The sequence below is a fragment of the Agromyces rhizosphaerae genome (genome assembly GCF_027925245.1).
Taxonomy (GTDB): Bacteria; Actinomycetota; Actinomycetes; order Actinomycetales; family Microbacteriaceae; genus Agromyces; species Agromyces rhizosphaerae.
Window position 1 is genome coordinate 1,936,266 of record NZ_BSDP01000001.1, and the last position, 13,014, is coordinate 1,949,279.

Below are 13,014 nucleotides of genomic sequence, written 5' to 3' on the forward strand. Positions count from 1 at the left end.
CGGGCCGACGCCTCAGGCCAGCTCGGCGATGATCGGGTGCAGCGCCTCGTCGAACGCCGCCGGGTCGGTGCGCAGCGTGTCGGTCACGGCGACCGTGAGCGAGCCGATCCACCAGATGCCGCGCGCCGCGAGCGGGAGCACCTCGACGTTGAGCTCGAACGAGTGGGCCCGCCGGCCGACCTCGCGCTCGTGCTCGGCGATCGTGCCGGCGTAGGCGCGGTACGCGTCGCCGCGGTGGGTCGAGGAGGTGGAGCGGTAGGCCTCGTGGCCCCACTCGGCCCAGGAGAGCGCGGCGTCCGCGTGCGGCACGATCGCCGCGGCCAGCGTCTCGGCGCCGGTCGTGGGCAGCGCCACCTCGGTGCCGAACGCCTCGATCAGCTCGAGCGGCACGGACGACGGATGCGCCTCCGGCTCGACCGTCATCATCCACCACGCCCGCCACTGGCGTTCGAGCTCGTCCTGCACGTCGACCGGGCGGTCGGCCGGCGTGACGGGCCCCAGGTCGCGCAGCCTCGGCAGCTCGGTGGGCGAGGCGATGCCGAGCACCTCGCGCAGGTAGAGGGCGAGCAGGACCGAGCGAGACGCGTTCTCGCGAATCACCCACGACGGCGTGCCCCCGCTCGGCATGCTCCAAGTGTAGAGCGCAGGATGTCCACGCGGCCTGCGTTTCCGGGGCTGGGGACGAACGGACGCGCCGCCCGGCGGTACGGGTCACCAGTGCGCGAGCGTGCTCTCCTCCTCCTCGACGTCCTCGTCGGGGAGCGCGTACGTCACGGCCTCCGGCACGGTCATCTCGCGGCCGCGGCGCTCGCCCGCTGCGACGGCGGCCGGGTCGGTCGTGCGGACCGCATCGAGCGAGACGGTGTGCACGGTGAACGCCTCCACGTCGAAGATGCCGATGCGCGACCGGATCGCCGCGGCGGCCGCGGCCAGGACCCCAGCCCGCTCGGCCTCGCCGCGCAGCGCGGCGACCCCGCACAGCCCCTCGAGGCCGTACGCGACGCCCTCCTCGAAGTGGAGCCGCACCGACACGTGCAGCGTGCGGAGGAACGCATCCTCCGCGGCATCCGCATCGCCCCGCGCCAGCAGCAGGCGACCGCGGTGGTTGCCGCTGACCGAGAGCGTGAAGAGGTCGGCCCCGGCCTCGGCGAGCCCGGTCGCGCGGTCGAAGTGCCGCACGGCCTCGTCGATCTCGCCGCGCAGCCACGCGAGCCGTCCGCTCGAGACCTCGGTGATCGCCTCGGCCCAGCCGTTGCCGTGCTCGTGCATGCGGGTCGCCGCGTCGCGCAGTTCGCGCTCGGCGGCGGCGATGTCGGGGTTCGGGAGCTGCAGGCGCGCGGTGGCGCGCGCCGCGAGCGACATGGCCGCCGCGTCGTCGTCACCACTCACCGTGAACTCCTCCACGCACTCGCCCAGCCCGTCGACGACCTCCTCCGACGGGTGCTGCCACATCGCGCACCAGAGCACGAAGAAGCGGGCCACGGCATGCGTGTGCGCCGACATCGGGCGGTCCTTGCCGAGCAGCTCGGTCATCCACACCCGCACCTCGTCGAAGAACCCCGCGATCCACCAGTAGATGAGCAGGCTCCACGCGAAGTCGCCGGCGTCGTCGAGCCGGTCGGTGTAGATGAGGTGGCGCACCGCCGCGCGCAGGTTCGACAGCTCGAGCCCGAGCAGCGCGACCGCGTCGGCCTGGCCGGCCCCACGGAGGCCGGGGGCGATGCGCGCCACGAGTTCGCGGTAGTAGTCGGCGTGCGCGGCGCGCATCAGCCGCGTCCCGCCCTGCTCCCGGAGCCGCTCGATGGCGAACTCGCGCACGATGGCGAGCAGCGAGTACGCGGACCTGCCCCCGACGTCGACCTCCTTCACCAGGGTGCCGTCGACGAGCGCGGCCATCGCATCGAGCGCGTCGGCCTCCCAGGCGCGGCCCGCGCCGATCGCCTCGACGGCGTCGAATGTGAACCGGGTCGCGAAGACCCCGAGGTCGTAGAGCAGCGCGCGCTGTTCGTCGGGCAGCAGCCCGACGCTCCAGTCGATCGTTCCGCGCATCGTGCGGTGGCGTTCCGGCAGGTCGCGCATGGTCGCCGACAGCAGCGGGAGCGCCTGCTCGAGACGCTGGGCGATGCCGTGGGCACCGAGCATGCGCACCCTCGCGGCGGCGAGCTCGATCGCCAGCGGGAGCCCCTCGAGCCGCCGGCAGATGTCTGCGAGGTCGGCCGCGTTCTCGGCGGTCACCTCGAAGTCGGGCTTCGCCGCGCGGGCGCGGTCGACGAAGAGCGCGACCGCCGGGGAACGGGTGGCCCGGTCGAGCGACGCGGGCGCTCCCTCGGGCGGTGCGCGCAGCGCGGGCACGTCGAAGACGCGCTCGCCCCGCACGCGCAGCACGACTCGGCTGGTGACGAGGAACGCGACCGTCGGTGCGGCGCTCGACAGGCGCACGAGCATCGGCGCGGCCTCGACGATCTGCTCGAAGTTGTCGAGCACGACGAGCGCGCGACGGCCGCGCAGCGCGTGCTCGACGCGCTCCTCGAGCGCCGCCTCGCCGTTGTCGCGGATGCCGAGGGCGTACGAGATGGTCGGCACGAGCAGTCCCGGCTCGAGCACGCCCTCGAGCGGCACGAACGTCACGCCGTCGGGGAACAGGTCATCGCACGCGTGCGCGACCTCGATCGAGAGGCGGCTCTTGCCCACCCCGCCGGGCCCGATGAGGCTCACGATGCGGCCGTCCCGGTCGGCGAGCATCTCGCGGAGCGCGGAGATCTCGTGCTCGCGACCGATGGTCGTCGTGTACGGCACCGGCAGTCCGGGCACGGGAGGGATCGAGGCATCCGCCGGCTCGTCCTCGGACTCGCGGGACTGCACGAAACGCTCGGCCAGCAGCGCCGCCAGGTCGGAGGCCACCTGCTCCTCGAGCTGCTCGGCGGAGTCGAACGACAGGTAGGCGGCGGAGTCGTCGTGCTTGATGCGGGCGATCAGCTCTGTCAGGCGGTCCTCCCGCGCGGCGCTCCGCCGGATGTAGATCAGCTTCGGCATGTGGGCCGGCGCGAGCCGGTACTCGTCCTCGAGGCCGGAGATCTCCTCGCCGGGCGCGACCCAGCCGTAGCTGTCACCGTAGATGCCGAGGAACACGTCGCTCTGCGCCAGGTAGGAGCGGTAGACCTCGCGGGGCGGGTACGGCCGGGCGCCCTGCTCGAACATCACCGGAGCGAGCCGGAGGCGCTCGATCGCGGCGCGCACGGCACGGCGCTCGGGCTGCAGTTCGCGCAGCGTCGAGCTCACGAAGACGCGGATCCGCTGATCCGGCGTCCGGATCACCGGCAGCGAGGCCATGTGCTCATCATGGCCCTCACGGACCCCCGCGGCATACCCTCGAACAGGGGGTGGGCGCCGCATCCGATCGTTGCCGGCCAGTCCGCGGCGCAGCGGCCAGTCGTGCACGGCTGGCCCGCGCGACGCAGACTGGCCGGCGCGGACGATTCGACGGGCGGCGAGGGTGAGCGGATGCCCCGCTGCGCGCACCGCCGGTACGCTGGAAGCCGTGACCAGCAACGCCTCCTACGCCGCCGCCGGTGTCGACACCGCGGCCGGCGACCTCGCCGTCGAACTGATGAAGGAGTCGGTCGCACGCACGCACGGGCCGAACGTGCTCGGCGGCGTCGGCGGATTCGCCGGGATGTTCGACCTGTCGTTCGCCAAGGAGTACGACCGGCCCCTGCTCGCGACCTCGACCGACGGCGTCGGCACGAAGATCGCGATCGCCCAGGCGCTCGACCGGCACGACACCATCGGCCAGGACCTCGTCGCCATGGTCGTCGACGACATCGTCGTGGTGGGTGCGAAGCCGCTGTTCATGACCGACTACATCGCGTGCGGCCGGGTCGTGCCCGAGCGCATCGCCGCGATCGTCACGGGCATCGCCAACGCGTGCGCCGAGACCGGCACCGCGCTCGTCGGCGGCGAGACCGCCGAGCACCCGGGGCTCATGGGCCCCGACGACTACGACGTCGCGGGCGCGGCGGTCGGCGTGGTCGAGGCCGACCGCATGCTCGGCGCCGAGCGGGTGGCCGACGGCGACGCGGTCGTCGCCATCGCGTCGAGCGGCGTGCACTCCAACGGCTTCTCGCTCGTGCGGCACATCCTCGACCGGCGCGGCATCGGGTACCAGGACGCCTCGGCCGAGCTCGGCACCACCTGGGGCGAGGCGCTGCTCGAGCCGACGCGGCTCTACACCGGCCCGCTGGTCGCACTGCTCGACGACGAGCGCGTCGGTGGCGCGGTGCACGCGTTCTCGCACGTGACCGGCGGCGGCATCGCGGCGAACCTCGCGCGGGTGCTGCCGCGCGGGGCGTGGGTCGAGCTCGAGCGCTCCACCTGGTCGCCGCAGCCCGTGTTCCGCGTGCTCAGCGACCTCGCGGGCGACCCGCTCGAGGCGTCCGAGGGCACGTGGAACCTCGGCATCGGCTTCTTCGCGGTCGTGGCGGCGGATGCGGCTGCCGACGTGGTCGCCGAGCTCGGTCGCCTCGGGCTGCCGTCGTGGCAGGCGGGCACCGTGTCGACGGCCGCGCGCGACCTCGCCGGGTTCGAGCAGGGCGCGAAGGGCGTCGACGGCGGCGCCGTGCGACTGGTCGGCGCCTACGCGTCCTGACGTTCGTCGGGGCGCGCCGCGCGCGAGGGTCCGCCCGGGGCATCCGTCATCCGGGCATGCCGAGGCGGTCCGGCGGTCGGGTCGCGCCGGCTGCGAGGTGGGTGGCCCGGGTCAGGCCCGCTTCTGCTCGTCCGACGCGTAGTCGTCGTCGGCGTACTCCGACCACTTCGACGCCTCTTCGGCGTAGTGGTCGTCATGCCCGCTCGTGAGCTCGCGCTCGAGCGCATCGTAGTCGGTCTCGGGGCTGAAGTACTTCAGCTCCCGAGCGACCTTCGTGTGCTTGGCTTTCTGACGGCCGCGCCCCATGCGTGACCCCCTAACGACGTCGGGCCGGTGCGAACATGAGCCTCGCCCGGCGCTCACTGATATGAACAGAATCCCGTTGGTCAGTTTAGCACCGTGATCGTGTGGCCCCGCCGCATGTAATCACAGCGTGGAATCCATTCTGCGAGCGTTCAGCGCGGCATGCTGAGATGTACGGGTGGAACATGCATCGGAGGCCGTGAAGGTCGTGGTGATCGGCGCCGGCCAGGCCGGTCTGTCGGTCGCATACCACCTCCGTCGCTTCGAACTCGTGGCCGGCGAGGACTTCGTGATCCTCGACCGCACCGATCGCCCGGGCGGGGCATGGGCGCACCGGTGGGAGTCGTTGAAGCTCGGCACCGCCCACCGCGTGCACGACCTTCCCGGCATGGACCAGCTCGGCATCAGCTTCGACACGGCCGACCGCTCGCTGCCCGCACGGGACGTCGTCTCCGACTACTACGGCCGCTTCGAGCGCCACTACGAGCTCGACGTGGCGCGTCCCTTCAACGTGCAGCGCGTGGTCAACCGCGGCGTGGAACTGGAGGTGCACTTCCAGGACCTGCGTCCCCGCGAGGACGAGGCGCGCCCGTCGCGCGGGCTGTTCGGCCGGTGGAGCCGCCGCGCGGAGGACCAGGCCATCGCCCGCGAGGCCCCGACGGGCCAGGTCGTGACGCGCTTCCTCGTGAACGCGACCGGAACCTGGGGTGCGCCGTTCGTGCCCTACTACCCGGGCATGCGCGACTTCGCGGGTCGCCACCTGCACACCTCCGACTTCCGCTCGGCGGCCGATTTCCGGGGCCAGCAGGTGGTCGTGGTCGGCGGCGGCACGTCGGCGATCGGGTTCATGCTCGAACTGGAATCCGTCGCCGCGGGACTCACCTGGGTGTCGCGCCGGCCGATCGACTGGATCGAGTCGCAGGAGCTCGACCTCGAGGGGGCATCCGCCGCCGTCGCCATGCAGGACGAGGCGGCCCGTGCCGGGCGCGCCCTGCCCTCGGTCGTGAGCGGCACGGGGGTGCCGCGGAGCCGGCGCATCGCGGCCGGCATCGACCGCGGCCTGCTCGTGGCCAAGCCCATGTTCGACCGCATCGAGCGTGCGGGCGTGCGCTGGAACGACGGCGACTTCGCGTTCGCCGACACGATCATCTGGGCGACCGGGTTCCGCCCGGAGCTCCGTCACCTGGCCCCGTTGAAGCTCCGCGAGAAGGCGGGCGGCGTCGCCGTCGGGCAGGGCGCATCGTGGGCGGACCCGCGCGTGTTCCTCGCCGGCTACGGCCCGCAGGCGTCCACGGTCGGGGCGAACCGGGCGGGGCGCATGATCGCGCGCCAGATCATGGCGATGCTCTAGTTCAGACGAGCATCCCGAGCCACACACCGAGCGCGGCCGCGAGCACCGAGAGCACGAGCATGCCGAGCCCGCTCGCGAGTCCGGCGGTGAGGCGCCGCTCGAGCAGCAGGCGCACGGTCTCCGCGCTCGCCGTGCTGAAGGTCGTGTAGCCGCCGAGGAACCCGGCGCCGAGCACGAGGTGCACCTCCTCGGAGACGACCCCGGAGCCGGCGAGGCCGACCACGAAGCCCAGCACGAGCGACCCGGTCACGTTCACGACCGTGGTCGCCCAAGGGTAGGCGGACACGATGCGTGCGCGCAGCAGGCCGTCGACCACGAACCGGCATGCGGCGCCGACGCCTCCCGCGAGGGCGATGCCGAGGAACAGCAGCGGGCTCACGCGGTCGCCTCGGCGTCGCGGCGGCGCACCAGCGTGCCGGCGGCGATGATGCCCGCGAAGGTCGCCGCCGCGCCGAGCACGACCGTGCCGAGCGCGTTCAGCAGCGCGAGGCCGACGAGCCCGGCCTGGAGCAACTCGACCGTGCCGACCGCGAAGGCGCTGTAGGTCGTGAACCCGCCGAGCACCCCCGTGCCGACGGAGAGCCGGATCGCGCGGCGACGCCCGGCGTCGGGGCCGAGCCGCAGCAGCACCTCGAGCAGCATGCCGAGCGCGAATGCGCCGAGCACGTTGACGATGAGCAGGGTCAGCGGGAAGTCCCCGCGGTCGGGGAAGGCCAGCGTCGCGCCCTCGCGCAGCGCAGTGCCGACCGCACCGCCCGCCGCGACGAGGGCGACGGTCGACGGCCGCAGGTGCACCGGGCGATGGGTCACGGCTCGTCCCACGGCAGCTTCTCGCCGTCGGCGACGGGCTGCAGCGGGACGACGACCACCGGCCGGCACTGGCGGTGGGACAGCTGGGCGGCGATCGAGCCGCTCAGGAACTCGGCGAGCCCCGCGAGCATGCCGCGCTCGCGGGTGCCGACGACGATGAGCTCGGCGTCGACCTCGTCGGCGAGGTGCTCCAGCTCGCGCGACGCGTTGCCGGCGAGCAGGTGCACCCGCCAGGCGATGCCCGTGTCGGCGAGTTCGCGCTGGAGGTACTGCTCGATCGCGGCGGCGGTCTCCTCGGCCGCATCCGTCACCCCGTCGGGGTCGATCGGCACGGCGAGGATCGAGCCGTCGATGTTGGTCGAGATGGCATAGCTCGACACGTCGACGTACGCGCACTCGAGCGGCACCCCGAAGGTCGCGGCGAGCCGGGCGGCGTAGCGGACGACCGCGGAGGGCTGGCCGGGCACGATTCCGGCGACGATCGGTCGAGCGGGGGTGTCGGGCATGGGTGCCTCCTCGCGGGCCTCGAGGCCCACACTACGCCCGTGGGCCGCGCGTTCGCGGGCGACCTGCCCCGAGCGCGCGGCGTGCCGTCAGTCGGCGCGCAATCGCGTCAGCACGTCGTCGCGCACGTCGGCGAGACGGGTCCGCAGCAGGTCGACTGCCTCGGCCGAGACCTGGCCGCGACGCGCGTGGGTGCGGAGGTCGGTGCGCAGCTGCTGCCGGAACGCGTTGATCACGAGATCGGCCTCGTGCACCGCCCGCCCGTCGGGGTCGGGGGCCGCGGTCGTCGCGCTGGTCGCCTCCGCCGCGGCCTCGCGCGCGGCGCGCTTGGCCTCGCGCGCGGCACTCGCCAGGTCGGCGCGCATGCTCCGCAGCGCCTCGTTGACGTTCTCGCGCACCTCGTCGGCGAGCCGGCTGACCGAGTCGGTGACCTCGGCCTCGATCGACTCGAGCTCGTGCTCGCGCTCGGCGAGCTCGGCGCGGCCCGCGTCGGTGATCTCGTAGACGGTCTTGCGCCCGTCGGCGGTCTTCACGACGAGTCCCTCCGCCTCGAGCTTGGCCAGCCGCGGGTAGATCGTGCCGGCGCTCGGGCTGTAGGTGCCGCCGAACCGGTCGGAGAGCGCCTGGATGAGCTCGTAGCCGTGGCGCGGCTGCTCGGCCAGCAGGCTCAGCAGGTACAGCCGCAGGCTGCCGTGGGAGAAGACGGGCGGGGTCATGCCGTGGCCGTCGCTTCGGCGTCGGTCTCGCCCGGGGCATCCGCCTGCTCGCCCGGCTGGCGGCGCATGACCGACACGTTGCCCGAGACGGAGTTGGCGCCGAAGTCGGTCCAGGTGCCCGCGAGCTCGCCCACCGTGCGTTCGAACCCCTTGCCGCGGGTGCCGCGGATCGTGGCGTCGTCGAGGAAGATCGTGCCGCTGACCGTGTTCACGCGGTAGCGGGCGCTCACGTCGGCGTCGAGCCGCACCGTGAGGTCGCCCGAGATGGTGTTCGAGTCGATGCGGCTCGGCACGCCGTCGAGGTCGAGGATCATGTCGCCCGACACGGTGTCGCCGAAGAACCGGGTGACGGTGCCGGTCGCGGCGATGTCGCCCGAGACCGAGTGCGCGCCGATGCGGCCCTCGTGCGTGCCGACCGAGATCTCGCCCGTGACGCTGTTGAGGTCGAGGTCGCCGGTGTGCCGGTCGATGGTGAGGTCGCCGTTCACCGTGCTGAGCTTCGCGTCGCCCACGAATCCGGAGATGAGCGCGTCGGCCGAGACCACCCCGAGCTTCAGCGCGATGTCGCGCGGGGCGAGGATCGAGACCTGCGCGCGCATGTTGCCGCGGAACCCCTTGAACACGTCGAGGAAGTTGTCCCAGCGCAGCTGCGGGTGGTCGACCTCGACCTTGCTGCCGTCGATCTCGACGCGCAGGTCGCGGCCGCGCACATCGGAGACCTCGATGCGCAGGCCGGGCTCGTCGTGGGCGATGACCGTGACGCTGCCGCCGACCATCCCGATCTTGAGCGAGCGTGCGAGTTCGATGTCGATCACCCGGCTCTGCCCGGGCTCGATGATCCACTTCTCCATGGCCATGACGTGCGTTCCTCCCGGAGGGCATCCGGCATCTGCGGGATGCGGTCGATAACGCGATATATCGCGTTCTGCCAGAGTCACGATATATCGCGTTTTAGCAGCGCGCAAGGCCGAATCGCGAAATCCGTATTGACCTTGACGCTGCGTCAACTTCTATCGTGGAGGCACGCCCGCATCGATGACGGGCGCGGACACGGCCGCGCACGAAGCGAGGACGAGATGGACTGGTCGATCCAGGAGATCGCGCGCATCGCCGGCACGACGAGCCGCACGCTGCGTCACTACGACGACATCGGGCTGCTGCCGCCGAGTCGCGTGGCCGCGAACGGCTACCGGCACTACGACCGCGACGCGCTCGTGCGCCTGCAGCGCATCCTCCTGCTGCGCGAGCTCGGCCTCGGGCTGCCCGCGATCGCGGAGGTGCTCGGCAACGAGCCACGCGAGGTGCACGCGCTGCACGGCCACCTCGAGTGGCTGCGGCGGGAACAGGAACGGCTCGCGAGGCAGGCCGCCTCGGTCGAGCGCACCATCGAGGCACTGGAGGGAGGTGAGCAGCTCATGGCAGAGCAGATGTTCGACGGCTTCGACCACACGCAGTACAAGGACGAGGTCGAGCAGCGCTGGGGCGCGGATGCGTACGCGAAGTCCGACGCCTGGTGGCGCGGCAAGAGCGCCGCGGAGCAGGAGTCGTGGAAGGCCGAGTCGGCCGCGCTGGGCCGGGACTGGGCGGATGCCGCGGAGCGCGGCGTCGCACCCGACGGCGACGAGGCGCAGGCACTGGCCGCCCGTCACGCGGCGTGGCTGGGGTCGATCCCCGGCACCCCCGGTTCCGACCGGGGACGTCCGGTGAAGGAGTACGTGCTGGGACTCGGCGACATGTACGTCGCCGACCCGCGGTTCGCGAAGAACTACGGCGGCCAGCACGGCGCGGAGTTCGTGCGCGATGCGCTCGCGATCTACGCCGAGCGCAACCTGTAGGACGACGGATGCCCCGGGGCCGGTGCGCCCCGGGGCATCCGCTCGTGCCGGCGAGCCGTCAGGTGTCGCGGGTCGGGATGCGGCGGTAGCCGTCGCGGAGCCAGTCGACGAGGGTCCAGCCGATGCCGGCGACGGCGATCGCGGCGAGGGCGGTCATGAACGCGAGCATGTCTCCTCCTCTCCTCGGATGCGTGCGGGTTCAGGTGTGGGGCGGGGCGGGCGTCGCGAGGGCGGCGAGCGGCCCGGTGGCCGGGGCGGCGTGCGTGTCGCGCACGCGCTCCGGCACCGTGAAGAACGGGATGGTGCGCCCGCAGATCGGCCCGATCAGCAGCGCGAAGGCGAGCGTGCCGACGCCGACCTGGCCGCCGAGCAGCCAGCCCGCGGCGAGCACGGTGGCCTCGATGCCGGTGCGCACGAGCCAGATCGGTGCGCCGGTGCGCGCGTGCAGTCCGGTCATCAGGCCGTCGCGCGGTCCCGGGCCGAAGCGGGCGCCCACGTAGAGCCCGGTCGCGATGCCGAGCAGCAGGATGCCGGCGGGCAGCATCGCCGCGCGCGTCCACGGGTCGAGGTCGGCCGGCACCAGCCAGAGCCCGACGTCGGCGAACGGGCCGACCAGCAGCGCGTTCGCCACCGTGCCGATGCCGGGGCGCTGCCGGATGGGGATCCACAGCAGCAGCACGACGCCGCTCGTGAGCACGGTGACCACGCCGAAGCCGAGGCCGGTGACCCGGCTGAGGCCCTGCGTCAGCACGTCCCACGGGGCCACGCCGTAGCCCGCGCGCACGATGAGCGCGATGGCGAACCCGTACAGGAACAGGCCGACGAGCAACTGGATGAGGCGACGAGGCATGACTCCATCCAATTCCGCAATTGGCCTGTTGCCAAGATGCCAATCGCGCTAGAGTGGCTGCATGAGCGATGCCACCATGGGCCCCCGAGCGCTGATCGGCCTGCTCGGCGACTGGCGCAGCGGGGGCGCGGCATACGAGGACCTGGCTGCCCGCATCCGGCTGCTGATCATCGACGGCCGCATCGCCGTCGGCACCCGGCTGCCCGCCGAGCGCGAGCTCGCCGCCCGGCTCGGCCTCAGCCGCACGACCATCGCCGCCGCGTACGCCCGGTTGCGCGAGTCGGAGCACCTCGAGTCGCTGCGCGGGTCGGGCAGCGTCACGCGTCTGCCCGCGGCGCACATCACCCCGCTGCATCCGACCGGTGCCGACAGCATCGACTTCACGAAGGCGGCGCTGCCGGCGCTGCCGTGGCTCGGCGAGTCCGCGCGCGCCGCCGCCGAGCGGCTGCCGGCCTACCTCGGCGACCCCGGCTACGACCCGATCGGACTGCCCGAGCTGCGCGAGGCGATCGCCGCGCGCTACGCGGCGCGCGGCCTGCCGACCGATCCCGACGAGATCCTCGTGACGATCGGCGCGCAGCACGCGATCTCGCTGCTCTCGCGCACGCTCGTCGGTCGTGGTGACCGCGCGCTCGTCGAGTCGCCCACCTATCCGCACGCGTACGAGGCGCTGCGCGGGGCCGGCGCGAGGCTCGTCGCCGTGCCGGTGGGCGGCGAGTCCGGTGCCTCCCTGCGTGCGGCGGACACCGGCGACGGCCCCGCGATCGCCGAGGCGATCCGGCACGTGAGCCCGTCGGTGGCGTACCTGCTGCCCGACTTCCACAACCCGACCGGGCGCTCGCTGACCGACCGCGACCGCGAGCTCGTCGTCGACGCGGCGTCGGCGCAGGGCACCGTGCTGATCGCCGACGAGACGACGGCCGAGCTCGACATCGACCTGCCCTTCCGCACGCGCCCGCTCGCGGCCCACGGGCCCGCCGTGATGATCGGCTCGGTCGGGAAGACGGTGTGGGGCGGCATCCGTCTCGGCTGGATCCGCGCCGACCGCGGGCTGATCCGCCGGCTGCTCGCCCAGCGCACGCCGAACGACCTCGGCACGCCGATCCTCGAGCAGCTGCTCGTGGCCGAGCTGCTGCCGCGCATGGACGACATCCTCGAGCTGCGCCGCACGCAGCTCGGCGAGCGGCGCGCGCACCTCGAGCGCGCGCTGGCCGAGCGGTTCCCGCAGTGGCAGGTGCCGCACGTGCACGGCGGGCTCGCGCTCTGGGTGCACCTCGGCTCGCCGGTCAGTTCGCAGCTCGCGCTCGCCGCCCGCACCCACGACCTGCTCATCACCGCCGGACCGCGGTTCGGCATCGACGGGGCCTTCGAGCGCAACCTGCGCATCCCCCTCGGCTACGGGGAGGACGTGACCGAGCGCGCCCTGGACGCGCTGGAGGCGGCGTGGGGGTCGATGGGTGCGGCGCCGCTCGTCGACGCCGACGTGCTGTCGGCGGTCGTCTGAGCCGGGGGCCGGCTCAGGCGCTCGCGCGGATCTCCAGCACCGTGCCCGCGTCGGCCCGCGTGTCGAAGTAGCAGAACCCCGAGCCGTCGGTGCGCAGGCCGCGGGCGATCACCGCGAGCCCGAGTTCGGCCCCGCGACGCTCCCCCGCCGGAAGGTCGTCGACCTCGAACCCGAGGTGGTAGACGCCCTCGCCCTGCGCGTCGAGGAACCGCCGCTGCGGGGTGTCCTGCGGACCCGGCTCGCAGAGCTGCAGCTGCACGTTGTCGAGGTCGACGCACTTGTAGCGCATGGCCCGCGAGCCCTCGACGTCGGGCACCTCGAGCTCGACGTAGGGGCTCGACTTCGGGTAGTCGAACCACGGGCTGACGCCGAGCCGTTCGTAGTACGCCACCGTCGCATCGAGGTCTCGCACGACGATGCAGACGTGGTGCAGGCGGCGGAACGGGCTCGGCATCGGGGGACTCCTACGGACGACGACGGTGTAGTGTATACACGA

The 13,014-nt window shown here is 73.0% G+C and carries 14 protein-coding genes; 4 read left to right on the top strand and 10 right to left on the bottom strand.

The genetic code is table 11. The features are described from left to right. Positions 1-12: 12 nt before the first annotated feature. Positions 13-627 carry a zinc-binding alcohol dehydrogenase gene (locus tag QMG39_RS09145; protein WP_281884241.1) on the bottom strand — a complete coding sequence of 205 codons (615 nt, stop codon included), beginning with the start codon at positions 625-627 and terminating at the stop codon, positions 13-15. Positions 628-711: 84 nt separating this feature from the next. Then, on the bottom strand, positions 712-3,330 hold the full coding sequence (locus QMG39_RS09150; protein ID WP_281884244.1) for a DUF4062 domain-containing protein: 2,619 nt from the start codon (positions 3,328-3,330) through the stop codon (positions 712-714). A 208-nt stretch (positions 3,331-3,538) separates the two neighbouring features. On the opposite strand from QMG39_RS09150, the gene purM reads away from it, so the two are divergent. Beyond that, positions 3,539-4,645, top strand: a complete 1,107-nt coding sequence (purM, locus tag QMG39_RS09155) for a phosphoribosylformylglycinamidine cyclo-ligase (RefSeq protein WP_281884246.1) — start codon at positions 3,539-3,541, stop codon at positions 4,643-4,645. Positions 4,646-4,756: 111 nt separating this feature from the next. On the opposite strand, the gene QMG39_RS09160 is transcribed toward purM, so the two are convergent. Beyond that, the gene (locus QMG39_RS09160; protein ID WP_281884248.1) at positions 4,757-4,951 is read right to left on the bottom strand and encodes a DUF3073 domain-containing protein; all 195 of its coding nucleotides are present in this window, start codon (positions 4,949-4,951) and stop codon (positions 4,757-4,759) included. A gap of 175 nt (positions 4,952-5,126) precedes the next feature. Here QMG39_RS09160 and QMG39_RS09165 point away from each other — a divergent pair, with 175 nt between their 5' ends. Next, positions 5,127-6,299: an NAD(P)-binding domain-containing protein gene (locus QMG39_RS09165; RefSeq protein ID WP_281884250.1), complete on the top strand. Its 1,173-nt coding sequence runs from the start codon at positions 5,127-5,129 to the stop codon at positions 6,297-6,299. A 1-nt stretch (position 6,300) separates the two neighbouring features. Here QMG39_RS09165 and crcB read toward each other — a convergent pair whose 3' ends face one another. From crcB to QMG39_RS09190, 5 genes are all read right to left on the bottom strand, one after another. Next, complete coding sequence (crcB, locus tag QMG39_RS09170) at positions 6,301-6,678, bottom strand: fluoride efflux transporter CrcB (protein ID WP_281884252.1); 378 nt, start codon at positions 6,676-6,678, stop codon at positions 6,301-6,303. Beyond that, complete coding sequence (locus QMG39_RS09175; RefSeq protein WP_281884254.1) at positions 6,675-7,121, bottom strand: fluoride efflux transporter FluC; 447 nt, start codon at positions 7,119-7,121, stop codon at positions 6,675-6,677. Before QMG39_RS09175 ends, crcB begins: the two co-directional genes overlap by 4 nt. Then, entirely contained in the window at positions 7,106-7,615 is a 510-nt protein-coding gene (locus tag QMG39_RS09180) for a universal stress protein (protein WP_281884256.1), read from the bottom strand. Before QMG39_RS09180 ends, QMG39_RS09175 begins: the two co-directional genes overlap by 16 nt. Before the next feature lie 87 nt (positions 7,616-7,702). Then, complete coding sequence (locus QMG39_RS09185; RefSeq protein ID WP_281884258.1) at positions 7,703-8,329, bottom strand: PadR family transcriptional regulator; 627 nt, start codon at positions 8,327-8,329, stop codon at positions 7,703-7,705. Next, complete coding sequence (locus tag QMG39_RS09190) at positions 8,326-9,186, bottom strand: DUF4097 family beta strand repeat-containing protein (protein ID WP_281884260.1); 861 nt, start codon at positions 9,184-9,186, stop codon at positions 8,326-8,328. Before QMG39_RS09190 ends, QMG39_RS09185 begins: the two co-directional genes overlap by 4 nt. Before the next feature lie 219 nt (positions 9,187-9,405). On the opposite strand from QMG39_RS09190, the gene QMG39_RS09195 reads away from it, so the two are divergent. Beyond that, the gene (locus QMG39_RS09195) at positions 9,406-10,164 is read left to right on the top strand and encodes a MerR family transcriptional regulator (protein WP_281884262.1); all 759 of its coding nucleotides are present in this window, start codon (positions 9,406-9,408) and stop codon (positions 10,162-10,164) included. Positions 10,165-10,363: 199 nt separating this feature from the next. Here the strand turns inward: QMG39_RS09195 and yczE are convergent, their stop codons facing one another. Then, on the bottom strand, positions 10,364-11,014 hold the full coding sequence (gene yczE / locus QMG39_RS09200; protein WP_281884264.1) for a membrane protein YczE: 651 nt from the start codon (positions 11,012-11,014) through the stop codon (positions 10,364-10,366). A gap of 61 nt (positions 11,015-11,075) precedes the next feature. On the opposite strand from yczE, the gene yczR reads away from it, so the two are divergent. Then, entirely contained in the window at positions 11,076-12,518 is a 1,443-nt protein-coding gene (gene yczR, locus QMG39_RS09205; protein ID WP_281884266.1) for a MocR-like transcription factor YczR, read from the top strand. Positions 12,519-12,531: 13 nt separating this feature from the next. Here yczR and QMG39_RS09210 read toward each other — a convergent pair whose 3' ends face one another. Beyond that, on the bottom strand, positions 12,532-12,972 hold the full coding sequence (locus tag QMG39_RS09210; protein WP_281884268.1) for a VOC family protein: 441 nt from the start codon (positions 12,970-12,972) through the stop codon (positions 12,532-12,534). Between the last annotated feature and the right edge of the window lie 42 nt (positions 12,973-13,014).

Excerpts from the sequence above, each read along its gene's own strand:
- QMG39_RS09185 (WP_281884258.1), bottom strand. The coding sequence starts at position 8,329 with ATGACCCCGCCCGTCTTCTCCCACGGCAGCCTGCGGCTGTACCTGCTG.
- QMG39_RS09190 (WP_281884260.1), bottom strand. The coding sequence starts at position 9,186 with ATGGCCATGGAGAAGTGGATCATCGAGCCCGGGCAGAGCCGGGTGATC.
- QMG39_RS09160 (WP_281884248.1), bottom strand. The coding sequence starts at position 4,951 with ATGGGGCGCGGCCGTCAGAAAGCCAAGCACACGAAGGTCGCTCGGGAG.
- QMG39_RS09180 (WP_281884256.1), bottom strand. The coding sequence starts at position 7,615 with ATGCCCGACACCCCCGCTCGACCGATCGTCGCCGGAATCGTGCCCGGC.
- QMG39_RS09210 (WP_281884268.1), bottom strand. The coding sequence starts at position 12,972 with ATGCCGAGCCCGTTCCGCCGCCTGCACCACGTCTGCATCGTCGTGCGA.
- QMG39_RS09195 (WP_281884262.1), top strand. The coding sequence starts at position 9,406 with ATGGACTGGTCGATCCAGGAGATCGCGCGCATCGCCGGCACGACGAGC.
- yczR (WP_281884266.1), top strand. The coding sequence starts at position 11,076 with ATGAGCGATGCCACCATGGGCCCCCGAGCGCTGATCGGCCTGCTCGGC.
- yczE (WP_281884264.1), bottom strand. The coding sequence starts at position 11,014 with ATGCCTCGTCGCCTCATCCAGTTGCTCGTCGGCCTGTTCCTGTACGGG.
- QMG39_RS09150 (WP_281884244.1), bottom strand. The coding sequence starts at position 3,330 with ATGGCCTCGCTGCCGGTGATCCGGACGCCGGATCAGCGGATCCGCGTC.
- QMG39_RS09145 (WP_281884241.1), bottom strand. The coding sequence starts at position 627 with ATGCCGAGCGGGGGCACGCCGTCGTGGGTGATTCGCGAGAACGCGTCT.